Source organism: Streptomyces sp. NPDC059679, from assembly GCF_042734105.1.
In the GTDB taxonomy this organism is placed as follows: Bacteria; Actinomycetota; Actinomycetes; order Streptomycetales; family Streptomycetaceae; genus Streptomyces.
Genome location: NZ_JBHWES010000117.1, coordinates 1 through 23,476, shown reverse-complemented (window position 1 = coordinate 23,476; position 23,476 = coordinate 1). Strand labels below are relative to the sequence as shown.

The 23,476-nt window shown below is 70.6% G+C and carries 17 protein-coding genes; 6 read left to right on the top strand and 11 right to left on the bottom strand.

The features are described from left to right. Positions 1-63: 63 nt before the first annotated feature. Positions 64-1,296: a cytochrome P450 gene (locus tag ACFV2X_RS53230; RefSeq protein WP_385631017.1), complete on the bottom strand. Its 1,233-nt coding sequence runs from the start codon at positions 1,294-1,296 to the stop codon at positions 64-66. Between the two features lie 443 nt (positions 1,297-1,739). Here ACFV2X_RS53230 and ACFV2X_RS53225 point away from each other — a divergent pair, with 443 nt between their 5' ends. The 3 genes from ACFV2X_RS53225 (at position 1,740) to ACFV2X_RS53215 (ending at position 6,189) form a co-directional block, all read left to right on the top strand. Next, positions 1,740-3,308, top strand: coding sequence for a class I adenylate-forming enzyme family protein (locus ACFV2X_RS53225; RefSeq protein ID WP_385631015.1), 1,569 nt, complete (start codon positions 1,740-1,742; stop codon positions 3,306-3,308). Positions 3,309-3,383: 75 nt separating this feature from the next. After that, the gene (hemA, locus tag ACFV2X_RS53220; protein ID WP_385631013.1) at positions 3,384-4,613 is read left to right on the top strand and encodes a 5-aminolevulinate synthase; all 1,230 of its coding nucleotides are present in this window, start codon (positions 3,384-3,386) and stop codon (positions 4,611-4,613) included. 40 nt (positions 4,614-4,653) lie between these two features. Then, positions 4,654-6,189, top strand: a complete 1,536-nt coding sequence (locus ACFV2X_RS53215) for a long-chain fatty acid--CoA ligase (protein ID WP_385631011.1) — start codon at positions 4,654-4,656, stop codon at positions 6,187-6,189. An 87-nt stretch (positions 6,190-6,276) separates the two neighbouring features. Here the strand turns inward: ACFV2X_RS53215 and ACFV2X_RS53210 are convergent, their stop codons facing one another. Beyond that, on the bottom strand, positions 6,277-6,954 hold the full coding sequence (locus ACFV2X_RS53210) for a response regulator transcription factor (RefSeq protein ID WP_385631010.1): 678 nt from the start codon (positions 6,952-6,954) through the stop codon (positions 6,277-6,279). Between the two features lie 268 nt (positions 6,955-7,222). After that, a complete protein-coding gene (locus ACFV2X_RS53205) occupies positions 7,223-7,969 on the bottom strand; it encodes a TetR/AcrR family transcriptional regulator C-terminal domain-containing protein (protein ID WP_385631007.1) in 747 nt (248 codons plus the stop codon). A gap of 58 nt (positions 7,970-8,027) precedes the next feature. On the opposite strand from ACFV2X_RS53205, the gene ACFV2X_RS53200 reads away from it, so the two are divergent. Both ACFV2X_RS53200 and ACFV2X_RS53195 read left to right on the top strand, forming a co-directional pair. Next, entirely contained in the window at positions 8,028-9,623 is a 1,596-nt protein-coding gene (locus ACFV2X_RS53200; RefSeq protein WP_385631005.1) for an MFS transporter, read from the top strand. 117 nt (positions 9,624-9,740) lie between these two features. Then, on the top strand, positions 9,741-10,796 hold the full coding sequence (locus ACFV2X_RS53195) for a lipoate--protein ligase family protein (RefSeq protein ID WP_385631003.1): 1,056 nt from the start codon (positions 9,741-9,743) through the stop codon (positions 10,794-10,796). 26 nt (positions 10,797-10,822) lie between these two features. On the opposite strand, the gene ACFV2X_RS53190 is transcribed toward ACFV2X_RS53195, so the two are convergent. The 8 genes from ACFV2X_RS53190 to ggt form a co-directional block, all read right to left on the bottom strand. After that, positions 10,823-11,581, bottom strand: a complete 759-nt coding sequence (locus tag ACFV2X_RS53190; protein ID WP_385631001.1) for a polysaccharide lyase — start codon at positions 11,579-11,581, stop codon at positions 10,823-10,825. Between the two features lie 63 nt (positions 11,582-11,644). Further along, positions 11,645-13,207 carry an NCS1 family nucleobase:cation symporter-1 gene (locus tag ACFV2X_RS53185; RefSeq protein WP_385630999.1) on the bottom strand — a complete coding sequence of 521 codons (1,563 nt, stop codon included), beginning with the start codon at positions 13,205-13,207 and terminating at the stop codon, positions 11,645-11,647. 10 nt (positions 13,208-13,217) lie between these two features. After that, a complete protein-coding gene (locus ACFV2X_RS53180; protein ID WP_385630997.1) occupies positions 13,218-14,219 on the bottom strand; it encodes a TIGR03842 family LLM class F420-dependent oxidoreductase in 1,002 nt (333 codons plus the stop codon). A gap of 12 nt (positions 14,220-14,231) precedes the next feature. Continuing rightward, positions 14,232-15,635: a dihydropyrimidinase gene (gene hydA, locus ACFV2X_RS53175; protein ID WP_385630994.1), complete on the bottom strand. Its 1,404-nt coding sequence runs from the start codon at positions 15,633-15,635 to the stop codon at positions 14,232-14,234. Then, positions 15,632-16,975, bottom strand: a complete 1,344-nt coding sequence (locus ACFV2X_RS53170) for an aspartate aminotransferase family protein (RefSeq protein WP_385630993.1) — start codon at positions 16,973-16,975, stop codon at positions 15,632-15,634. The genes hydA and ACFV2X_RS53170 overlap by 4 nt, the downstream gene beginning before the upstream one ends. A gap of 112 nt (positions 16,976-17,087) precedes the next feature. After that, the gene (locus ACFV2X_RS53165) at positions 17,088-17,930 is read right to left on the bottom strand and encodes a nitrilase-related carbon-nitrogen hydrolase (protein WP_385630990.1); all 843 of its coding nucleotides are present in this window, start codon (positions 17,928-17,930) and stop codon (positions 17,088-17,090) included. Between the two features lie 169 nt (positions 17,931-18,099). Further along, a complete protein-coding gene (locus tag ACFV2X_RS53160; protein ID WP_385630987.1) occupies positions 18,100-20,463 on the bottom strand; it encodes a hypothetical protein in 2,364 nt (787 codons plus the stop codon). Between the two features lie 180 nt (positions 20,464-20,643). Next, positions 20,644-22,536: a gamma-glutamyltransferase gene (gene ggt, locus ACFV2X_RS53155; RefSeq protein ID WP_385630985.1), complete on the bottom strand. Its 1,893-nt coding sequence runs from the start codon at positions 22,534-22,536 to the stop codon at positions 20,644-20,646. Between the two features lie 130 nt (positions 22,537-22,666). On the opposite strand from ggt, the gene ACFV2X_RS53150 reads away from it, so the two are divergent. Then, on the top strand, positions 22,667-23,410 hold the full coding sequence (locus ACFV2X_RS53150; protein WP_385630982.1) for a hypothetical protein: 744 nt from the start codon (positions 22,667-22,669) through the stop codon (positions 23,408-23,410). The last annotated feature ends 66 nt before the right edge of the window (positions 23,411-23,476 follow it).

The following is a 23,476-nucleotide window of genomic DNA, read 5'->3' as shown; positions in this document are numbered from 1 at the left end:
GCACACACTCCTTCGAGTGTGTCCCGGCCGCTTCCGCCGTCCGCCTTCGCCGTTGCCCGCCGGTCAGCCCGCCGCGGGCCGGAGAACCACCGGCAGAGTCCGGTGCCCGTTGGTGATGAACGAGGCCAGTGGTGTCAGTTCGTTGCCCTCCAGCGCCATCTGCGGGAACCGCTCGAAGAGCGCGGGCAGCGCCGTCGATGCCTCCAGCCGGGCCAGAGCGGCACCCAGGCAGAACTTCACGCCATAGCCGAAGGACACATGTTCCTTGTTGGCCCGGGTGACGTCGAACTGTGCCGCGGTGTCGCCGTGCACCGCCTCGTCGCGTCCGGCCGCGGCGTAGCCGACCAAGATCGCCTCGCCCTTGCGGATCAGCACGTCGCCGGCCTGTATGTCCTCCACCGCGAAGCGCAGCGGGACGTTCGCCACCGGGGCCTGGAGCCGCAGCGACTCCTCGACCACATCGCTCCACGAGGCATGTCCGGAGCGGACCAGCGCCAGCTGGTCGGGGTGGGTGAGGAGCAGATGAATGGAGTTGTCCAGCAGGTTGACGGTGGTCTCGAGACCGGCGCTGATCAGCGCCATGAGCGTCTCGACCACTTCCTCCTGGGTGAGCGCGCTGCCGTCCTCGTCGTCCCGGACCGCGATCAGCGCACTGGTCAGGTCGTCACCCGGCTCCTTGTGCTTGAGCACCGCCAGTTCGACGAGCAGCCCGTAGAACCGCTCACCGTTGGCCCGTGCGTCCTCCGGCGAGATGGTGGTGTTGAAGATCGCCTTCACACAGGTGCGCAGGTCCGGCATCCGCTCCTCGGGGACGCCGAGCAGGGTGCCGATCACCTGGATGGGGACAGCGTAGGCGTAGCCCTCGCGCAGGTCGGTGGCGATGCCCTCCGGGGCGGTCGCCAGCTCGTCCAGCAGCCCGGTGACGACGGCCTCGACCTGCGGCCGCAGCGCCTCGATGCGCCGCGCGGTGAAGGCGCCGGACGCCAGCCGCCGAAGCCGCCGGTGCTCGGAGCCGTAGGCGGTGAACATGTTCTCGGCAGCCACCCAGACCATCAGCGACCAGTCGGGCGGGATCTCGCCGCGCATGAAGGCGTCCCAGTGCTGCCGGGCACTCCTGGAGACCCTGGGGTCGCCCAAGAGCTGCTTGACCAGCTGCTGGCTGCCTACCGCCCACGCCTCCACACCACCGGGCAGCTCCACCTTGGCCACTGGCCCATCGCGGTAGAGGAGACGGTTCTCACCGTGGATGTCGCTCCCGCCGGGATCGATCCGGAAGGGGCAGCGCTCGGCTTCCATATACGGGCTCCAGATGTGTTGTTGGATACGACGGGAACAGCGCTCAGCATGGCGACGGCAGCCGGTGCGATCAGTCGATCCGGAGACCTCGGCCGGGCGGGCGCTTCCGGTTGCCGGTGGGTACCGGACAGCCAGGGCCGAGCCGGTGCGGCGATAGGGATGTCACCAAGTCCTTCCCTCGACGGGTGTGTCACCCGGGGGAAGCGGTAGGCGCGGATCATCTAACCAGATCGAGGACGGGTATGGCAGAGGGTTTCTCGCTCAAGAGCGCAGGTCAGAGGTGGGGTACCTGATCGGGGCGGTCGATCGGGGCGGGACCGTAAACCATTCGGGCACATCGTTCGCACATGCTTGCCGCGTCCGGCTTGGGAGAGGCTGAGGCAGATCGACGCAGGGGCACAGCAGCGTTCCGAACGGCTCATCGACAGGTAGTGGAGACCCACATGACGGAGACGGGCGGCTCAATGGGCCAACCCCCCGCGGACGACTGCTACGCCTTGGACATCCTGACCGCGCTCAGCTCCGACCCGGAGCGGGTCGCCGTGCACTGGCGTGGCCGGGCGATCCAGGCGGGTGAGGTCGCCGGATGTGTCGCCGACTCGGTCCGGAATCTGCGCAAGCTCGGAATCGGCCCTGGTAGCACGGTCGCCGTGCTGGTGGCGCCGAACAGTCCGGACATGCTCACGGTCCGGTACGCGACACACCTGCTCGGTGGGGCCGTCACCTATGTGCGGGGGACCAATCCGGCCTCAACCGCACGTGAGTTGGCCCCTGATGAGCAACTGCGGATCCTTCTCGACTCCTCCGCCCAGGTCCTTGTCACCGATGCGGAGAACATCGGCCGGGCGCGGGAGCTGTCGGCACGCGCGCCGGGCCGGTTCGTGGTCGCGGAGGCCGATGCCGAGCCGGCAGCCGGCGTCACGGCCGCCGCCGGCGTCGTCCCGGATCTCGGTGAGCTGCCGCCCCGCGACCCTCGGCAGCTCGCGTTGATCAGCTACACCAGCGGCAGCACGGGGAAGCCCAAGGGCATCTGTGTCTCGGCGGGGGTCGTGGAGGCGAGGGTGCGCGGCTTGCCCGCCGACCCGGATGCGTGCCTGCTGGCCGCGACCCCACTGAGCTTCGTCGCGGGACAGATCGCCGACGCGGTGCTCACCGCGGGCGGGACCGTCGTCCTGCACGAGGACTTCGACGCGGTACAGGTGGTGCGTGCCATCGCCGAGCACTCGATCACCCTGACGTTCATGGCCACCCCGCAGCTGTACCAGGCCCTGGAAGCCGCGCGGGCAGAGCGGACCGATCTGGCCTCGCTGCGGGCGCTGATCTACACCGGCGTCGCGGCCTCGCCCGCGAAGCTCGAGGAAGCGACGCGGGTGTTCGGCCCCACTCTCGTACAGCTGTATGGCAGTTCCGAATCGGCCGGGGCCACCATCCTGCTCCCCGGGGACCATGACGACCCCCGATTGCGATCGACGGTGGGCCGCCCCTTCCCGGGGATCGGACTCAAGATCTGCGACGAGGTCTCGGGTGCGGAACTGCCGGTCGGCGAGACCGGCGAAGTATGGCTGCGCTCGGCGAACCTTATGGACTGCTATCTGAACGACCCCGCGCTCACCGCACAGGCGCTGCGCGACGGGTGGTACCGCACCGGAGACATCGGGCGCCTCGACGACCAGGGTTACCTTTCGTTGGTCGACCGGGTCGCCGACACAGTGAAGACCGATGGCGTCAAGGTCCACCCGGCTGTCGTGGAGCGGGAGATCGCGAACCTGCCGGGTGTCACGAACGTCGCGGTGTACGGCGTCCGGGACCTCGAGAACCTGGAGCACGTGCACGCCGCGGTCGTGGTGAAGCCCGGGGCCCAGCTCAGCTCCGGTGACATCCGCGCGCGCATCAGCGAGGTGCTCTCCCCCGTACACGCCCCCGAGGAGATCCACTTCCTCGACGAACTGCCGCTCGGCTTCTCCGGCAAGGTGGACAAGCACTTGCTCCGCCGGCTTTACCCGATCGGCTGAACGCCCCCCTCATTTGCCCTGGCCGGCCAAGGCGCCGACCGGGCGTCAGGCCCGGCAGAGAGCGAGTTGACGACGATGACCCAGTACCTGGACTTCTTCGCCCTGGAGTTGGACAAGCTCGCCGACAGCAAACGTGCCTTCCTGGAGATCGGCCGGCGTGCCGGACGCTTCCCCAGTGCGCTGGCCCGGATCAGCACTGGCAGACCGGACCAGGAGATCAGCGTCTGGTGCAGCAACGACTATCTCGGTATGGGCCAGAACCCCTCGGTGCTCGCGGCCATGAAGAACGCGGTCGACGCGTTCGGCGCCGGCTCCGGTGGATCCCGGAACATCGGTGGGACCAACCCCTACCACAGCCTGCTGGAGAGCGAGCTGGCGGCGCTCCACGGCAAGGAGGCGGCACTGGTCTTCAGCTCGGGATACACGGCGAACGACGGTGCGCTGAGCGTCCTGGCCGGCCGTATGCCCGGGACCCTGGTCTTCTCGGACGAGCTGAACCACGCCTCGATCATCGACGGCCTGCGGCACAGCGGTGCCCAGAAGATGATCTTCCGTCACAACGACACGGCGCACCTCGAAGAGCTGCTCGCCTCCGCCGAACCGGACCGTCCGAAGCTGATCGTCGCGGAGTCGGTCTATTCCATGTCCGGTGATGTGGCGCCGCTCGCGGAGATCGCCGACCTGGCTGAGCGCTACGGAGCCGTCACGTTCATCGACGAGGTGCACGCGGTGGGCATGTACGGGCCCGAGGGTGCCGGCATCGCCGCGCGTGAAGGCATCGCCGACCGCTTCACCGTCGTCATGGGTACCCTGGCGAAGGGCTATGGCACCGCGGGCGGCTACATCGCCGGCCCGGCCGTACTGGTGGAGGCTGTCCGCAGCCTTTCGCGGCCCTTCATCTTCACCACGTCGATGCCGCCCGCCATGGCCGCGGGCGCGCTCGCCGCGGTGCAGCATCTGCGGTCCAGCGACGCCGAGCGCGAGCGGCTGCGGAGCAACGCCCAACTGCTGCACCAGTTGCTGAGCGAGCGACGCATACCCTTCATCTCGTCGCAGTCGCACATCGTCTCGATCCTCGTCCGGGACGAGAGGCTCTGCCAGGAGGCCTCCTCGCTGTTGCTGGAGCGGCACGGCGTCTACGTCCAGGCGATCAACGCGCCCAGCGTGCGGGCCGGCGAGGAGATTCTCCGAGTCGCCCCCTCCGCCACCCACACCGCGACCGATGTCGAGAAGTTCACCGAGGCTGTCGACGGCATTTGGGAGGAGCTGGGCCTCCCTCGGGACACGGCCACGGTCCACCGCTGATCATTCCCGCGGGGTTGGCGTTCGACGAGAGGAGTCTTCCGTGGCCTTGTCCCTGGCCTCGGTGCTGGCGGAGTCCGCGGCCCGGCGTCCGGACCACCCGGCGATCATCATCGGCGGGGAGACGTACAGCTATCGGGCCCTGTGGCGGCGGACGCGGCAGTACGCCGCGGTGCTGGCCGATACGGGTGTCGGGCCCGGGGACCGGGTGGCGCTGCTGCTCAGCAACCAAGTCGAGTTCCCCCTCGCCTACTTCGGCGTCCTGGCACTCGGCGCCACAGTGGTGCCGGTGAACACGCTCCTCAAGGCGCACGAGGTCGAGTACGTGCTGCGGGACGCCGACTGCGTCGCCGTCATCTGTGACGGAACGCTGCTGCCGGAGGGGCGGCCCGCGGCCACGGCGGCCGGGGTACGCCTGATGACCGTGCGAGCGACGGGCGAGCCCCGCGGTACCAGCCTGGACGCGCTCGCCGAGCGGGCCGAGCCCGTCGACCGCCTGCTGCCCCGCGAACCCGGCGACCTCGCGCTGGTGCTGTACACCTCCGGGACCACCGGCCACCCCAAGGGCGCGATGCTGACGCACCTGAACGTCACGATGAACGTGACCATCGGTATGGAATCCCCGTTCGACTTCCGGGCCGACGACATCCTGCTGGGATGCCTGCCGTTGTTCCACACCTTCGGGCAGATCTGCGGCATGGCCACCTGCTTCCGGGCCGGCGCCACGATGGTGCTGATGGACCGCTTCGACGCGGCACGCGCCCTGGAGATCATGGCGGAGCGCGGTTGCACCGTCTTGATGGCGGTGCCGTCGATGTGCATCGCGCTTCTGGACGCGGCGGCTCAGGAGTCGCGCAGGCCGCCCCTGGATCGTGTCTTCAGCGGCGGGGCGGCGCTCCCGGTACCCGTGCTGGAGAGGTTCGAGGAGGTGTTCGGCTGCCGGATCTACGAGGGGTACGGCCTCACCGAGACGTCGCCCGTCGTCGCGTACAACCAGCGTGCCTGGCCGTGCCGGCCGGGCACCGTGGGGCGCCCTGTCTGGGGGGTCGAGGCCGAGATCGCCCGGGCCGGCCTGGAGGACCGGATCGAACTGCTGCCGGCGGAGGAGATCGGGGAGATCGTCATTCGCGGGCACAACGTGATGGCCGGATACCTCAACCGTCCTGAAGCCACCGCCGAGGTGCTGGTGGACGGCTGGTTCCGGTCCGGCGACCTGGGGATGAAGGACAAGGACGGCTATCTGTCCATCGTGGACCGGAAGAAGGACATGGTCCTGCGCAACGGGTACAACGTCTATCCTCGCGAGGTCGAGGAGGTCCTGGTGCACCATCCGGCCATCGCCCAGGTCTCCGTCATCGGCCTGCCGCACAGCACGTACGGCGAGGAGATCTGCGCGGTCGTGCAGGTGCGGCCGGGTGCCCGGCCAGGGCCCGAACTGGGTGCGGAGATCGTCAGCTGGAGCCGCGAGCGGCTTGCCGCGTACAAGTACCCGCGCAGGGTCGAGTTCGTGGACGCCCTTCCGCTCGGTCCCAGCGGCAAGGTCCTCAAGCGGGCCCTCCGGGCCGAACTGACCGGCTGAGCGGGCATACCCGTCCCCATGGACTTCGGGACCAAGGACGGGGCGGGACGGGGAGAACCGTCCCACCCCGCCCTCGTCCTGGTTCGTTCAGGCCACCAGAAGGCCGTTGTCCTTCGCCCTCACCACCGCGAGCGTCCGGTTGGGGCAGTTCAACTTGGCCAGGATGCTCCCCACCAGTCGCTTCACTCCGTGTTCAGAGATCAGCAGCCGCCGGGAGACCTGCTTGTTGCTCAGGCCATCCGCGATCAGCCGCAGCACCTGAAGTTCACGCGGGGTCAGCGCCGCACCGGCCGGGATCCGCTGCGAGGGACCACTCGTGGACACCTGACCGGCACGGGTGACGAGCCGCTGGGCCAGGCCGGCGGACACATAGAACTTGCCTGCCATGACGTCCGACACCGCGTCCGCGAGAGCGCGCGGCTCCAACGCCGACCAGTCGAGGAAGCCCTTCGCGCCACACGTCGCGATCCAGGGGGCGTCGAGTGCGTCCGGCCCGTCGAGCAGCAGCAGCAAGGCAGGCCCCCGACCGCATAATTCACGGACTGCGCCCCGGATGTGCTCGGCTTCCAGATCGGCCGCTGCCGCGAGGAGGATGTCCAGCCCTTTCCCGTCACAGCCGCGGATGTCCTCCTCTCCGAAGCCGAGATGGCGCGAGGACGCGGTCAGGGCAGTGGCGCGGAGCATGCCCTCGATGCCGTAGCGGTGAATTGCATCCTTGATAACCAGAGCAACGCGCCATCCGGCATCGACTGGTTCGCTTGCCAATGTAACGCTCCTTCGGGCGAATCGCGGGCGAGCAGGCGTGTGGCCTTGAATTCGCCCCCCATTGTCCCGATCCGGCCTGGGGACGGTCGGTCTCGGAACGGGATCCAGCCATAGCGACATTGATCCCCCGTCAATTCTGAGAAAAAAAATGCTGGTGTTAATGGTGTTACATCTTCAGCACCAGGACTCTTATCCACGCCTCCAGCGGCTGTCAAGCAGATCAAGTGCGCAATGGGCCCTCGACGGTGGAAAAATTACCCACGGCATGTCACCTCCCCGGCCTGGCAACTTCCTGTCGAGATTCGCGGGAGGCGGTTTCCGCCGTGGATGGTGCCGGGGTCTCGCCCAGCAGGGCCGCCAGCCCGTCGAGGAGACGCTCGAGGCCGAAGACGAAGCGTTCTTCCATGGACGGGCCGGCGAGGTCGTCGGCCAGGGTGACGAGGTTGGGGAAAGTCGCTTCCGGCAGCGCGCGCAGCCGGTCGGACGCCGCTCGGGCGGCCTCGGAACGGCTGGCCCCTTCCGTCTCGCCGGAGAGGGGCACCTGCTCCTGAAGCACGAAGCCCTGCACGTAGACACCGAGCAGGTAACTGGCGAGAGCGGCATCGGCATTGGAGAATCCGGCTTCCCGCAGCCGGTCCAGCTGATCCTCCATGAGGCGCAGCAGATGCGGGCCGAGCGCCAGGCGCCCGGCGACGACCCTGGCGGCGTCCCGCTTCGCGAGCAGGTGCCTTCGGTAGCGCAGCGAGTACTCCCGGAGCTGCTGCCGCCAGTCGCCCCGTCTCGGCGGCAGTTCGGCATCCGCCATGAGTGCGTCCGTGAGCAGGTCCAGCAGTTGCTCCTTGCCGCGGACGTGCCAGTACAGCGATGCCGCCTTGACGCCCAGTTCGGCGGCGACTTTTCGCATCGACAGCCCGCCGAAGCCTTCACGTTCCAGCACCCGCAGGGCCGCCTCCGCGAGCGTCTGACGGCTCACTCCTGACGGTGCGGAGCCCTCGGCCACACTGTCCGCTGCCATTCCCACCGGCTACCTCCGTCAAGACAAGACCGGGTTGCAACCTAACACCGTTAGGGGCATGCTGGCCGCGCCGAGTACCCAACTAACACTGTCAGGGAGCGCGATGACGGAGTTGACCCGCCGGCGCCAGTGGCTCGTACTTGCCGTGCTATGCGCCACCATGTTCATGGCGATGCTGGACAATGTCATCGTCAACAACGCCCTGCCGCGCATCGGGCAGCAACTCCACAGCGGCGTCAGCGGGCTGCAGTGGGTGGTGGAGGGCTACAGCCTGGTCTATGCCGCGTTCCTCCTCACCGGCGGCACGCTCGGCGACCGGTTCGGCCGTAAACGGATCTTCCTCATCGGACTCGTTCTCTTCACCGGGGGATCGGCGGCGGCAGCACTCTCCGGGTCGACCGGCATGCTGGTCTCCGCACGGATGGTGCAAGGACTGGGCGCGGCACTGCTCACGCCAGGCAGCCTGTCGATCCTGCGGCACGCCTTCACCGACGACAAGGAACGAGCCCGGGCCATCGGGCTCTGGTCCTCCGTCTCCGCACTGGGCCTGGCGATCGGCCCGGTCGTGGGTGGGCCGATGGTGGACCAGTTCGGATGGGCCAGCGTGTTCTGGATCAACGTCCCGATCGGAGCGGCGGCGCTCCTGCTCGCCATCCGGGTGCTTCCCGAGTCCCCCACGTGGGCCAGGCGAGTGGACCTTCCCGGCCAGCTGCTCTCCGCTGTGGGCTTCGGCGCCCTGGTCTACACGCTGGTCGAAGGGCCGGCCCGCGGTTGGGGCGACAACCGCGTCCTGACCTTCGCAGCGACTGCGGCGGTTGCCCTTCTGGCCTTCCTCGTGGTCGAGCTGCGTACCACCGATCCCATGCTCGACCTGCGCTTCTTCCGGGATGCCGTGATCTGCGGAGCCGCGGGAAGCGGATTCATGATCAGCTTCGCCATGTTCGGCGCGACGTTCTTCCTGCCATTGCTCATGCAGGACGTGATGGGCTGGTCGCCGTCACATGCCGGGCTGGCCGGACTGCCCATGACCGCTATGGTCATCATCGCCGCGCCGCTGAGCAGCACACTCGCCACGCGCTACGGCCCCCGCCTCCCCGTGGTGACCGGCCTGAGCCTGTGCGCCGTAGCTCTCGGCGGCCTCTCCCTCTACGGTGGGCACGCGCACTACCCGCAGTACCTGTGGGTACTGATCATTATGGGACTCGGCATGGGGATGACCTTCACACCGTCGTCCATCATCGTCATGCAGCGCGTCCCGATGGCCCGGGCCGGCATGGCCTCCGCGACCATCAACACCCTGCGCGAGACCGGTGGAGTCATCGGCGTCGCGGTTCTGGGAGCCATCCTCACCAGCCGGCTGACCGCCACCTTGACCGAATCGCTCGATCGGCTCGGCGTCCCACCGGAATCGCACGACAGCATCGCGAACTCGGTCACCACCACGGGATCAGCCGGGACCGCGGACCTGTCGACACCTGTCCACAACGCCGTGAACGACGCCTTCGTCGATGGCCTGCATCTCGCACTGCGCTGCGGCAGCGTATGCCTCGCAGTGGCGGCAGTGGTCGTCGCCCTCCTCCTCCGCCAGGCATCGCGCCCATCCGCCGCCCCTGCCGGCGACCCGACACAGCAGGACGCCCCGGCCTACCAGTAGGCGACGGTCCTCCCGCAAGCGGGCAAGCATGAAGATGAAATCCGAAAGATATGCTCATCTGCCCGGATGTCGGAGCAACAGACTCAGGACACACGCCCACTGGAAGGAAACGAAGCCGTGCATGGCGAGTACAAGGTGCCCGGCGGCAAGCTGGTCGTCGTGGATCTGGATGTCGAGCAAGGTGTCCTGCGCGACGTGCGAGTCGCCGGGGACTTCTTCCTGGAGCCCGACGAGGCGCTGCTCGCCATCAACCGCGCGCTGGAGGGCGCGCCCGCCGACACCGATGCGCGCGGGCTCGCGGGCCGGGTCGAGGCGGCGTTGCCGGAGGGCGCGGTCATGTTCGGGTTCACGGCGGATGCCGTGGGTGTCGCGGTGCGACGGGCGCTGGCGCATGCCACCGACTGGACGGATTACGACTGGCAGCTGATCCACGAGGGTCCGCAGCCGCCCGCCCTGCATATGGCGCTGGACGAGGTGCTGACCGAGGAGGTCGCGCTGGGGCGGCGGCCGCCGACGTTGCGGGTGTGGGAGTGGGCCTCGCCGGCCGTGATCATCGGCAGTTTCCAGTCGCTGCGCAACGAGGTGGACCCCGAGGGCGCCGAGCGGCATGGCGTCGAGGTGGTACGGCGGATCAGCGGTGGTGGGGCGATGTTCGTGGAGCCCGGGAACACCATCACGTACTCGCTGTATGTGCCGGAGTCGCTGGTGTCCGGTCTGTCCTTCGCCGATTCGTACGCGTACCTCGACGACTGGGTGCTGGGCGCGCTCGGCGATATGGGCATCGCGGCGTGGTACCAGCCGCTCAACGACATCGCGACCGACGCCGGGAAGATCGGCGGCGCCGCGCAGAAGCGGGTGGTGTCCGGGGCCGGGGCGGTGCTGCATCACGTGACGATGTCGTACGACATCGACGCGGACAAGATGGTCGAGGTGCTGCGCATCGGCCGGGAGAAGCTGTCCGACAAGGGCACCAGGAGCGCCAAGAAGCGCGTGGACCCGCTGCGCCGGCAGACCGGACTGGCGCGCGCCGCCGTCATCGACCGGATGATCGCCTCCTTCCGCGAGCGGTACGGGCTCGCGGACGGCAAGGTGACCGAGGAGGAGGCGGCACAGGCGCAGCGGCTGGCGGAGGCGAAGTTCGGCTCGTGGGAGTGGACCACGCGGGTGCCGTGACGGCGGCCTGTGGCAATAGGGGCGCGTCAGGTCCAGTTGGCCGGCTCCGCCAACGCGTACGACGCGGCGATGCGGTGCTGGTCGTGGAGGATCGTCAGCGTGGACGCGCCCGCGGGCGTGCCGTCCCGCCAGGCCGTGCAGTAGATGCCGCTGGACCAGCGGATGGTCTGCGAGGTGGACGGCAGCAGGGTGATGCCCGTCGAGTTCACGGTCTTGCGTCCGTTGAGCCACACCTCGTACGCGCCCTGGCCGTCGCCGGCCAGCCTGAGCCGTACGACCAGCCTGATCCATGTGCCCCTCAGGTCGGTGATCTTGCCGACGGTCCCGGAGACCGCGCGGCCGCCGTAACGGATCTCGTCCCCTTGGACGAACATCAGCAGCCAGGGGCCCTCCGGGTCCTCGGGGGACCACTGCTGGAAGGTGACGTTCTGGTTGTGGAACCGCCAGTCGGGCGCGAGGCGGATGGCCTGGCCGTAGTAGCGGTCCTGGCCGACGCTCTGCGCGCCCCGCTGGAGGACTTCGGAGTGGTAGCCCCCGGTTTCGTTGACGTAGGTCTGGGTCGCCTCCAGTGAGTGCGCGCCCTTGTAGGTCGGGGTGTCGATGGTGCTGATCGACCCCTGCTTCTGGGTGTAGCTGTAGTCCCAGCCCTCCACGCTGCCGCGGTTCTGGAAGTAGACGCCCTCCGGCAGTTCGGCGGCCGATGCGCGGCCGGAGGGCGCGAGGGTGGCGAGTGGTCCGGCTAAGCCAAGACCTCCGAGCAATGCGAGTGCTTGTCGTCGCTTCATGGCGGAAGATGATGGGTGCCACCGGGCGAAGGGTCAAGAAGCTTACCGGAAAAGATCCGAGGATTACGGCCTGGGAGTCGTTTCCCGGCGTCCCAGCATCAGCAGCGTGTAGAGGACGAGCGAGGTCCCGAGCCCGACCGCCCAGCCGTAGTCGCCCAGCGGTTTGAGGAACGGGATCAGCCCGTCCTCCGGGAACGGGCCCGCCGTTCCGGGGTCGGTGTGCGCGCCGCCGATCGCCAGCACCCCGCCCGCCGCGAAGGCGGCGAGCGCCCGCCAGTTCCAGCCGCCGGAGTACCAGTAGCGGCCGCCCTCACGGTAGAGGTCGGGCAGGTGGAGGAAGGCGCGGCGGATGATCCAGTAGTCGGCGATCAGGATGCCCGCGACGGTGCCGAGGAGGGCGCCGACCGTATCGAGCCAGGTGAAGATGTAGACATCGGGGCTGGAGTACAGCTTCCAGGGGAAGATCACGACCCCGACGACCGCGGCGATCACCGCGCCCACCCGGAAGGTGATCTTTCCGGGTGCCATATGGGACAGGTCGAAGGCGGGTGAGACGACATTGGCCGCGATGTTCACGGACACGGTGGCGACCAGGATCGTGATCAGGGCGAACAGCACGCCCGCCCAGTTGTCGATTTTGGCCGCCACCTGCTCGGGCTGCCAGATGGGCGCGCCGTAGACCGCCTGCGTACCGGACGTCACCAGGACCGAGAGCAGGGTGAAGAGCGTCATCGTGGTGGGCAGGCCCAGCGACTGGCCCCGGAGCTGGGAGCGCTGATTGGCCCCGTAGCGGGTGAAGTCGGGGATGTTGAGCGACAAGGTCGACCAGAAACCGATCATCGGCATCAAGGCGGGAAAGAACACCGACCAGAAGTCGCCGTCCCAGCCGAGCTCGGAGGGCTGGTCCAGCAGCGGGCCGAAGCCCCCGGCCTTGTTGGAGATCCAGATCAGCAGGGCGACCGCGCCGACGATGACGAACGGGGCCGCCCAGTTCTCGAAGCGCCGCAGGGTCTCCATACCGCGCACGATGATGGCGATCTGGAGGACCCAGAACAGCGCGAACGACAGCCAATGCGTCCAGGGATAGCCACCGAAGGAAGCCGCGCCGGTCCACCAGTCGCCGAGCACCTTCCCCGCCAGGAGGAAGATGGCGGCCCCGCCGATCCACGTCTGGATCCCGAACCACGCGCACGCGACGGCCGCGCGGATCAGCGCGGGGAAGTTGGCACCCCGGACCCCGAAGGAGGCGCGGGCGAAGACGGGGAACGGGATGCCGTAGCGCGGGCCGGCGTGGCCGGTGAGCAGCATCGGCACCAGCACGATCACATTGGCCACGGCGATGGTCAGCACCGCCTGCTTCCAGTCCATGCCGAGCTGGATGAGGCCGGAGGCGAGCGTCCAGGTCGCCGCGTTGTGGGCCATGCCGACCCAGAGGGCGGCGAAGTTGTACGTGTTCCAGGTCCGCCGGGCGACGGGTAAGGGAAGCAGGTCCTCATTGGCGTACCGCCCGGTGGGAGCGGCCGCGCCCACGGGGAGCTCGACGCGGCCGTCCGGGTGCGTGGTCTGGGCGGATCCGGCGAGGGACGGGGGCGGCGGTGGCGGCGGTGGCGGTGCGCTGGCGGTCATGGAACCCCTCTCAGTCGGTCAGCGCCGGGATGACGCGTTCGCCGTACGCGTCGATGGTCGCCTCCTTCGCGTCGTGCATGGCGTAGATCGCGAACTGGTCGACCCCCAGCGCGCGCAGCCCCCGCAGCTTCTCGATATGGGCCTCGACGGGGCCGAGCAGGCAGAAGTGGTCGACGATCTCGTCGGGGACGAAGCCCGTGCTGGGGTGTCCGGTGCGGCCGTGGTGGGCGTAGTCGTAGCCGGCGCGGCCCTTGATGTACGCGGTCAGGGCCTCGGGGACGGCGTCGGAGCGCTCGCCGTAGCGGCGCACCAGGTCGGCGACGTGGTTGCCGACCATGCCGCCGAACCAGCGGCACTGCTCGCGGGCGTAGTCGAGGTCGTCCCCGACGTACGCGGGGGCCGCGACGCAGATGGTGAGCGCGGCCGGATCGCGCCCGGCCTCAGCCGCGGCGGTCCGTACCGCCTTGACCATCCACTCCGTCAGATAAAGGTCGGCGAGTTGCAGGATGAAGCCGTCGGCCTTGCGGCCGGTGAGGGCGAGCGCCTTGGGGCCGTAGGCGGCCATCCAGACGGGCAGTCTGCCGTTCTCGACCCAGGGGATGTGCACGGGGGTGCCGTCGACGACCGCCTCCCGCCCCTCGGCCAGATCGCGGATGGCGTCGATGGCCTGGCCGAGGCGGGCGAGGGTGTTGGGTTTGCGGCCCGCCACGCGCATCGCGGAGTCGCCGCGGCCGATGCCGCATACGGTGCGGTTGCCGTACATCTCGTTGAGCGTGGCGAAGGTGGAGGCGGTGACCTCCCAGGTGCGGGTGGACGGATTGGTGACCATGGGGCCGACGATCAGCCGCTCGGTGTGTTCCAGGATGCGGCTGTAGATGACGAACGGCTCCTGCCACAGCACGGCCGAGTCGAACGTCCAGCCGTGTGTGAAGCCCGCGCCCTCCGCGCGCCGCATCAGTTCGACCACCCCCGCCGCCGGCGGATCGGTCTGCAGGACGAGTCCGAAGTCCATACTCGCTCCCAGCTAGTCCAGGTATTGGCAGGTGTCGCGCGCGATGAACTGCCCATGCCCTGCGCGCCCCGTGTACTGCCGCCGGTCGATGACGGTTTCGCCGCGCGACAGCACGGTCTCCACCTGCCCGGTGATCCGCTTCCCCTCGTACGCCGAGTAGTCGACGTTCATGTGGTGGGTCTCGGCGGACAGCGTCTGCTCGGCCCGTGGGTCGTAGATGACGAGGTCGGCGTCCGTCCCGGGCGCGATGGTGCCCTTCTTCGGGTAGAGGCCGAACATCCGGGCCGGGGTGGCGCAGGCGATCTCGATCCAGCGGCGGCGCGAGATATGTCCGTCGACGACCGCCTGATGGAGGAGATCCATCCGGTTCTCCACGCCCGGCAGCCCGTTGGGGATCTTGGAGAAGTCGCCGCGGCCCATCTCCTTCTGGCCCACGAAGCAGAAGGGGCAGTGGTCGGTGGAGACGATCTGCAGGTCGTTGGTGCGCAAGCCCCGCCACAGCGCGGCCTGGTGCTCGCGCGGCCGCAGCGGCGTGGAGCAGACGTACTTGGCGCCCTCGAAGCCCGGCTCGGCGAGGTTGTCGGTGGACAGGAAGAGGTACTGGGGGCAGGTCTCGCCGAAGACCGGGAGCCCCTTGTCGCGGGCCTGCGCCAGCTCCGCGACGGCCTCCGCGGCCGAGACATGCACGACGTACAGCGGGGCACCGGCCACCCGGGCCAGCTGGATCGCGCGGTGGGTTGCCTCCGCCTCCAGCAGCGACTTGCGGACCTCGCCGTGGTAGCGCGGGTCGGTCTTGCCCTCGGCGAGCGCCTGCTCGATCAGGACGTCGATGGCGAGGCCGTTCTCGGCGTGCATCAGCATCAGCCCGCCGTTGGCGGCGCCGCGCTGCATGGCCCGCAGGATCTTTCCGTCGTCGCTGTAGAAGACGCCCGGGTAGGCCATGAAGAGCTTGAAGGACGTGATGCCCTCATCGACGAGGAGGTCCATCTCCCTGAGCGTGCCCTCGTTGACGTCGGCGAGGATCATGTGGAAGGAGTAGTCGATCGCGCACAGGCCCGCCGCCTTCGCATGCCAGGCGTCAAGCCCCTCGCGCAGCGAATGGCCCATGGACTGGACCGCGAAGTCCACGATGGTCGTCGTCCCGCCCCAGGCCGCGGCGCGGGTGCCGGTCTCGAAGGTGTCGGAGGCGAACGTGCCGCCGAAGGGCATCTCTATGTGGGTGTGCGCGTCGACCCCGCCCGGGATGACGTACTTGTCGGTGGCGTCGATCGTCCGGTCGGCCGTCCAGCCCTGGGCGTACGCGCTGTCGGGCGCGGCGAGGGCGGCGATATGGCCGTCCTCGACGAGGACATCGGCCCGGGTCTCCTCGGCCGCGGTGATGACGAGGCCGCCGCGGATCACGGTACGGGACGTCATAGTGCGCTCCTTCCGACGTCGCCGGCCACTTCCTCCGAACCGTCCGCCATGGCCTGCGCCGCGCGGAGCGCCGTCGCCAGGATCTCCGCGCCCTCCTCGGCCTCGGCGGCGGTCAGGCTCAGCGGCGGGGCGATACGCAGCACGCTGCTGTTGTGGCCGCCGCCCTTGCCGAGCAGCAGCCCGCCCTCGCGCGCGGCCTCCATGACGGCCGAGGCCGCGTCGGGCGAGGGCCGGTCGCTGCCCGGCTCCACCAGCTCGATGCCGATCATCAGCCCCCGGCCGCGCACCTCGCGTACGACGTCGAGCCCGGCGGCGGCGGTGCGCAGCCGGTCCATGAGCACCCCGCCCACGCGGCACGCATTGCCCTGGAGGTCGTGTTCGAGGAGGTGGGTGAGGTTGGCGAGACCGGCGGCCATGGTGATCGGGCTGCCGCCGAAGGTGGAGATGGAGTTGGCGCCCAGACAGTTCATGACCTCGGCGCGGGCGACGACGCCGCCGATGGACATGCCGTTGCCGATGCCCTTGGCGAAGGTGAGGACGTCGGGCGGGCCGGAGGCGGCGTGTGCCTGCCAGCCCCAGAAGTGGTCGCCGGTCCGCCCCCAGCCGGTCTGCACCTCGTCGCTGATCCACAGGATCCCGTGCCGGTCCAGGACCTCCCGGAAGGCGGCGAACAGCCCGTCCGGCGGTGAGGTGAACCCGCCGACTCCCTGCACGGGCTCCGCGATCAGCGCCGCGACCTGGCCGTACGCCTGGCCCAGCACATCCTCCAGATCGGCGACGCACGCCTTGATGAACTCGGCGTCCGACAGCCCGGCGTACGGGCCGCGGCCGCGCATCCCGCCGTGTACGTACAGCGTCTGAAGCGGCGACAGGCTCGTCGGCGACCAAGAGCGGTTGCCGGTGATGCCGACGGTCGAGAAGGACCGGCCGTGGTAGCTGTTGCGCATCGCCAGGATCTGGTTGGAGCGCCGGTACGTGGTGGCCAGGAGCAGGGCCGTGTCATTGGCCTCGGTGCCGGAGGTGGTGAAGAAGACGCGCGGGTCGGGGATGCCGGACAGCTCGGCGACGCGCTCGGCCAGCTCCACCATGGGGCGGTCGAGATAGAGCGTGGAGCTGTGCAGGATCCGCGCCGCCTGCTCGCTGACCGCCTTGGTGACCTCGGGGAGGGCGTGGGCGGTCATGGTGGTGAGGATGCCGCCGAAGAAGTCGAGGTAGCGGTTGCCATCGGCGTCCCAGACATGGCGGCCCTCGCCGTGCGTGAGCTCGATCGGCCGCTCGTAGTAGAGGGCGATCCAGTCGGGCAGAACGGCCTTGTGGCGGTCGTGGAGCTCGCTGCTCACGGTGCCTCCTTGTTCACCCCGCCGCGGCAGCGGCAAATGTCACGGTCGGCCGCGCGGCGCAGAGGTGCGGGCATCGTGCCTTTCTGCGGCCCGGCGGCCGCGCGTCCGACGTTCACGGTTTCACCAGCCCCTCGTACGCGTCCGGCCGTCGATCCCGGTAGAACGCCCACTGCTGGCGGACCTCGTCGATCAGGCCGAAGTCCAGGTCCCGGACGACCAGCTCCTCCGTCTTGTCGTCGGCGGCCTCGCCGACGAGCTGGCCGCGCGGGTCCACGAAGTAGCTGGTGCCGTAGAAGTCGTTGTCGCCGTACTCCTCGACGCCGACGCGGTTGATCGCGGCGATGAAGTACTCATTGGCGACCGCGGCCGCGGGCTGCTCCAGCTGCCACAGATACGCCGAGAGTCCGCGCGAGGTCGCGGACGGGTTGTAGACCAGCTGGGCGCCGGCCAGGCCGAGCTCGCGCCACCCCTCGGGGAAGTGGCGGTCGTAGCAGATGTACACCCCGACCTTGCCGACCGCGGTGTCGAACACCGGCCAGCCCAGGTTGCCCGGTTTGAAGTAGAACTTCTCCCAGAACCCCTTGACCTGCGGGATGTGGTGCTTGCGGTACTTGCCGAGGAAGCTGCCGTCCGCGTCGATCACCGCCGCGGTGTTGTAGTAGAAGCCGGACTGCTCCACCTCGTACACCGGCACCACCATCACCATGCCGGTCTCCCGGGCCAGCTCCCGCATCCGCCGGACCGTCGGCCCGTCCGGGACCGGCTCCGCCCAGCGGTAGTGCTCCGCCTCCTGCACCTGGCAGAAGTAGGGGGCGTTGAACACCTCCTGAAAGCCGATCACCTTGGCGCCTTGGGTGGCGGCCTGCCGGGCGTACTCCTCGTGCTTCGCGATCATCGATTCGGTATCGCCGGTCCAGGTGCACTGGACGAGCGCGGCACGTACGACGTTGGCCATGGTCAGCTCCTTCGCCTTTGCCTTCGCAGGCGTCTGGCGTCTACGCACGTAGATTCCGGCTGTGAAAAGAACGTAGAAGCGCACTGACCACTCTGGCAATACCGCGGCCGTTACTCAACGAAGACGTTCACGTTTCGTGTTATGTCAGGCAAGGCGGGTCACTTCAGGGTCAGGCAAGGCCGGGCACGCCCGGCAGGCCCGCGGCGCGCAGGGCGTGCGCGAGATCGTGGTGACTGCTGGAGGACACGCCGCTCGCGGCGTCCAGCAGCAGCGGCACCAGCTCGGCCGGGGCGTTCGCCGCGGCCTGCGCGGCCTCGTCGGGTCTGCGCGCCCGCACCAGCGCCTCCAGCAGAAACGCCGCTTCCGCGCGGCTGCCCGAGGCCAGCAGCGCGAGCACGGTCTGGGCCACGTCGGTGACGGGGCGCGCGACGCTCTGCCGCAGCAGCCGCCCGCCGTCCTCGCCGCGGCCCGCGGCGACCAGCGCCCCGGCGGCGGCCGCCAGCGCGGCGGGCGGGAGGCAAGCCACCTCCCACAGCAGGGTGGCCACGTCCGCGTCGAGCCCGGCGCGCTCCAGTTCGGCGGCGAGCAAAGGGAGCCAGGGGGCGGGCCAGGCGGCGGCCTCGCACAGCAGCACATGCGCCTCCCCGCCCCGGCCGTCCGCCCGCAGCCGCGCCAGCCGGTCCACGGCCCCGGCCGCGGCCCGCCGCGCCTCGGCGGTCCGCGCCGCCTCCTGCGCCGCGCGCCGCTCGGCCTCCTCCTGCGCCCTGTCCCGCCTCCGCCGCTTCGCCCCCTCCCCGCCACCGCCCTCGTACGCCCCGGCGAACCGCGCGCCCCGGGGTGTTTCTGGTTGTTCCGCCGCTGCCTCGCCGGGCGCCGCGACGGCCTCCGCAGGGGCGGCCCCGGCGCCCCCGACCGGCCCGGCCCCGCCGAACCGCGCCACGGGCGCGGACTCCTCCACCCCGGCGAACCGCGCCCCCCGAGGCGTGGCCGGGTGTCCCGACTCCGCCTCGGCCTCGCCGGTCGCCGCGGTCGCCGCCTGTACGGTCTCGCTCGGCGCGGCCCCCGCGAACCGGGCCCCGCGCGGCCGCGCCACGGGCGCGGACTCCTCCACCCCGGCGAACCGCGCCCCACGCGCCCGGGGGCGCGGGGGCGGGGCGCCGCCCGCCGCCACAGCTGGTCCGCCCACACCGGGTCGGGTGGCGTCGCCGCCACCGGGCCCCGCAGCCCAGTCACCCTGCCCGCCGCCCGCCGCCGGCGCAGGCCCGGACGCGTCCGCTGCAACAGCGCCCAGACCGCGGCCAGGGCCGCTCGGCCCCCCGGCACCACCGCGAACGCCCGATCCCCCAGCCGCGCCCGCCGGGCCGACGGGCCCGGTGGTCGGCCCGGCCCCGCGAACGCCCCATCCCCCAGCCGCGCCTCCCGGGCCGCCGTCGGCCGCCTCGGCCCCAGCGCCGCCGCCGGCCGGCCCGGCATCGTCCGGGCGTGGGGCCCAGCCGGACCCAGCCGGTCCGGCGGCCCAGTCGCCCCGCCCAGCGCCGGCCGCCCCGGCCCCGGCTGCCCCACCAACGCCCGCGCCGGGCCCGTCAGGCCCCGCAGCCGCCCCCGGACCGCCCGGCCGCTCGGCCGCGACCGCGGAGCCACTGGCCCCGGCCGCCGCTGCCTCCCCGGCGCCCGGACCGCCGTCAGCCCTCTGATCGTGGTCCTGCCACGCGGCCCAGCCGGGCTCGGCGGGCGGCTGCTCGCCGTCCACCTCGCCGTCCGTGTCGTCGTACGCCGAGGCGAACCGTGAACCGCGAGGTCGCCGCATCCGGGCAGTTGCAGCCCCCGCGCCCGTACGTGGCCCGCCCGTCGACCCGCCGTCTTGGGCCGACGGCCCCTCCGCCCCGCCGTGCGCGGAGCCGGCATGCGCGGACCCCGCGGCCCCCGCCTCATCCCGGAACCACCCCTCGGGCACAGCCAGACCACCCCGCCCGCCCGCAGACGGCGAACCCCCGCGGGAGGCGGGGGTTCGGGAGGGCAGGGCATCCAGGGCGGTCAGGCGGGCGCGTAGTTCTTCGCAGCGGGCGGTGGCTCGCTCCCAGTCGTCGCGGGCCCAGGCGAGGTTCGTCGAGAGGCGTTCCCTCGCGTCGGCGTCGGCTTCGGCGGTGGCGTCGCGTACGGCGGCGTGGAGTTCGCGCTCGCGCTTGGCCGCGTGCCGCTGCTCGCGGAGCATCGCCTCCAGCCGGCCCTGGAGGGCGGTGCGGCCGCCGACCGTGGTGTCGTAGGCGGTGACGGAGGCGCGGTAGAGGGCGGCGGCGCGGGTGGCGGCCTCCTGCGCCACGTCGGGGCCGCGCTGGGCGGACAGGTCCTGGAGCAGGGCCTGGACCACGTCCCAGGGCGGCACCTCCCGGCCGTCGAGGCATGCGCGCATGCCTTCCGGATCGCGCTGCGCGAAGACTCCGTACCAGCCCTGCTCCGCGTCCAGACGCCTCGTCAGCGCACGCAGGTAGCGTGCGAACTCCTCAACCTCGGCCGGGAGTTGACCGCCAGCCATGGTCATCCCTCTCCCCGTGTCCCCGTCCGCGTCCCCATGGACGAATCCCCCTCCAGTGGGGACGCATTCGACACCCTCTGTGTTACGGGGACGGTTACGAACGTGCTACGGGAGTTTTTCCGACTCCGCACACACCGGTCGGCCGAGGTCCACCAGCGACGACAGTTCCCGACGGTCCCGTCACTTGTCCGGGCTGACCACCATCGCCGAGCCGCCGCCGCGCCGTACGGTCTCCGCCGCCGCGAGCCAGCGCCCGCCGGACAGCCGCTGTACGCCCGTCGCCGCCCCGATCTCGGGATTCTGTTTGAAGGAGTGGCCGAGCGTCGTGAGCTGTCCGCGCAGCGGGCTGTTCCACAGCCCCGGCTCCAGTTCGGTCTGTGCGGCGTTGCGCTGGCTGGCGCGGGGTGCGGCGATCGCGTCGACCAGGGGCATACCGCGGTCGAGGTGATTGAGCAGGGTCTGCAGCACGGTGGTGATGATGGTGGCGCCGCCGGGCGAGCCGAGCGCGAGCACCGGGCGGCCCTTGTCCGTGACGATCGTCGGCGACATGGACGAGCGCGGACGCTTGCCGGGGCCGGGCAGGTTCGGGTCGTGGACGGCGGGGTTGGCGGGGGCGAAGGAGAAGTCGGTGAGCTCGTTGTTGAGCAGGAAGCCGCGGCCGGGCACGGTGATGCCGCTGCCGCCGGTCTGCTCAATCGTCAAGGTGTAGGCGACGACGTTGCCCCACTTGTCGGCGACCGTGAGGTGCGTGGTGTTCTCGCCCTCGTACGTCGTGGGGGCCGCGGTCCCGCCGCTGTCGCAGCCGGTGGGCCGGGCGGGGTCGCCGGGCGCGAGCGGGCTGCTCAGTACGGCGTCGGCCTTGATCAGGCAGGCCCGGGAGTCGGCGAACCGCTGCGAGGTGAGGCCCTTGGTCGGCACGTCCTCGAAGGCTGGGTCGCCGACCCAGCGGCCCCGGTCGGCGAAGGCTATCCGGCTGGCCTCGATGTAGCGGTGCAGATAGTCGCGGTCGCTGAGCTTGCCGAGGTCGGTCTTCTCCAGGATGTTCAGCGCCTCGGCGACCGTGGTGCCGCCGGAGGAGGACGGGGCCATGCCGTACACGTCGAGGCCGCGGTACGAGGTCTTGGTCGGTGCCTGGCGCTTGACCTGGTACGCGGCGAGGTCCCGCTCGGTCAGATCGCCGGACCGTACGACGCGCTGCGCCGCGGGGTCCACGGGGGGCTTGCGCACCGTCTTGACGATGTCGCGGCCCAGTTCGCCCTTGTAGACGGCGCCGACGCCCTTCTTGGCGAGCAGCGCGTAGGTGCGGGCCAGGTCGGGGTTGGTGAAGGTGGAGCCGACGACCGGGAGCCGGCCGCCGGGCAGGAACAGCTTGGCGGTGTCCGGGAAGTCCTTGAAGCGGGCCTGGTTGTCGGCGGTCTGCTGGCGGAACGTGGTGTCGACGGTGAAGCCGTCGCGGGCGATGCGCTCAGCGGGCTTCAGCACCTGCGCGAGCGAGCGGGTGCCCCAGGTGTCCAGCGCTCTGTCCCAGGTGGCGGGGGTGCCGGGGGTGCCGATGCTCAGTCCGCTGGTGACGGCGTCGGCGAACGGGATCGGCTTGCCGTCCTTGTCCAGGAAGAGCTTGTCGTCCGCGCTGCGCGGCGCGGTCTCGCGCCCGTCGAGGGTGAACACTTTGTGCTGCTTGGCGCTGTAGTAGACGAAGTACCCGCCGCCGCCGACGCCCGCCGAGTACGGCTCGGTGACGCCGAGCGCTGCCGCGGTGGCCACGGCCGCGTCCACCGCGTTGCCGCCGCGCCGCAGCACCTCGATACCGGCCGCCGAGGCGTCGGCGTCCACGCTGGAGACCGCGCCGCCGTAGCCGACGGCCACGGGGGTCTTGGCGGGTGTGCCGGCCGGGGCCGCCCCGCCCTGTGCTCCGTCCGGTGCGCCGCCTCGCGCGCCCGCCGGGGCGATGCCGAGGGCGACGACCAGACCGGCCGTCGCGGCGAGGGCCGGAAGTCGGCGCAATGGAGTGGAAGTTGCTGTTGGCACGGCTGTTGTCGGGGACGTTGCGGCTGGTCTTGCGGGGTGCTCCATCCGGGCCTCCAAGCGAGCGGCAGGGGCCGGAGCCTACCGGTGACCGTCCCGGAAACGACAGGGGGCGCACAGAAGGCAGAGCCCCCAGCGGCTCGAACAAACACCCACATCGCGGCTACGATGCGCGGCCATGACTGACACCGTGCAGGACCTCATCGCTTCCGGCGCGGCCCTGGTCGTGGGCCTGGCCCTCGGCTGGGCCGTGCACTCAGCCCATGCGCGCCGCAAGCGCGCCCGCGAGCAGGCGTTCTTCGGGCTGCCGGACGGCTCGGAGTGCGTGCTGGTCACACACCGGGACAGCACCTCCGCGCACTGGAGCATCCCGCGCCATGACGCGCTCGCGCTGTTCGGGATCGCCGCCGTCGTGGAGAACTGCGGCGCACACGCCGAGGTGGCCCCGCATGACACCGGCCTCCAGGGCTTCGGGGCGCGCACCGAGTTCTGCGTCGGCGACCCGACCGCGCACCGCCGACTCGCCGCCCATATGGGCAATCTGCTGCCTGGGGTCGCGGTCCACCAGGGCGACGAGTCGCAGGAGCGCGGCTCGTTCACCATAGGCGGGACCGAGTACCGCCCGGAGCCGGGCGCCGTGGAGTATGTGCTGCTGGCCCGGCTCACGGCGGGCGAGAGCGGCCGTCCCGTGTTCCTGGCCGCGGGCCAGCGGCCGGTCACCCACCGCGCCGCGATCCGCCACCTCGTACGCAACCGCGCCCGGTTTGCGCGCAAGTACGGCGCGCAGGGCTCCTTCTGCCTGCTGCTGAAGGTCGTCAACTCGCAGGCGTACGGCCCGGACGTGGTCGAGGTCGTCGCGGACGTCACCAAGGCGGCGACCTCGGCGCCGGGCCGCTCGCGCGCCGCCCACAAGTCGGACTGAGCGCGTTTGCGGTGAGTATGGGACGGCGACACGCCGGGGGGGGGGCGGGGGGGCGGCGCCAGAGCC

Bases quoted from the DNA above. Each gene is read 5' to 3' on its own strand.
- hydA (WP_385630994.1), bottom strand. From the start codon at position 15,635: ATGACGTCCCGTACCGTGATCCGCGGCGGCCTCGTCATCACCGCGGCC.
- ACFV2X_RS53225 (WP_385631015.1), top strand. From the start codon at position 1,740: ATGACGGAGACGGGCGGCTCAATGGGCCAACCCCCCGCGGACGACTGC.
- ACFV2X_RS53160 (WP_385630987.1), bottom strand. From the start codon at position 20,463: ATGGCTGGCGGTCAACTCCCGGCCGAGGTTGAGGAGTTCGCACGCTAC.
- ACFV2X_RS53200 (WP_385631005.1), top strand. From the start codon at position 8,028: ATGCTGGCCGCGCCGAGTACCCAACTAACACTGTCAGGGAGCGCGATG.
- ACFV2X_RS53180 (WP_385630997.1), bottom strand. From the start codon at position 14,219: ATGGACTTCGGACTCGTCCTGCAGACCGATCCGCCGGCGGCGGGGGTG.
- hemA (WP_385631013.1), top strand. From the start codon at position 3,384: ATGACCCAGTACCTGGACTTCTTCGCCCTGGAGTTGGACAAGCTCGCC.
- ggt (WP_385630985.1), bottom strand. From the start codon at position 22,536: ATGGAGCACCCCGCAAGACCAGCCGCAACGTCCCCGACAACAGCCGTG.
- ACFV2X_RS53150 (WP_385630982.1), top strand. From the start codon at position 22,667: ATGACTGACACCGTGCAGGACCTCATCGCTTCCGGCGCGGCCCTGGTC.
- ACFV2X_RS53205 (WP_385631007.1), bottom strand. From the start codon at position 7,969: ATGGCAGCGGACAGTGTGGCCGAGGGCTCCGCACCGTCAGGAGTGAGC.
- ACFV2X_RS53185 (WP_385630999.1), bottom strand. From the start codon at position 13,207: ATGACCGCCAGCGCACCGCCACCGCCGCCACCGCCGCCCCCGTCCCTC.
- ACFV2X_RS53190 (WP_385631001.1), bottom strand. From the start codon at position 11,581: ATGAAGCGACGACAAGCACTCGCATTGCTCGGAGGTCTTGGCTTAGCC.
- ACFV2X_RS53230 (WP_385631017.1), bottom strand. From the start codon at position 1,296: ATGGAAGCCGAGCGCTGCCCCTTCCGGATCGATCCCGGCGGGAGCGAC.
- ACFV2X_RS53165 (WP_385630990.1), bottom strand. From the start codon at position 17,930: ATGGCCAACGTCGTACGTGCCGCGCTCGTCCAGTGCACCTGGACCGGC.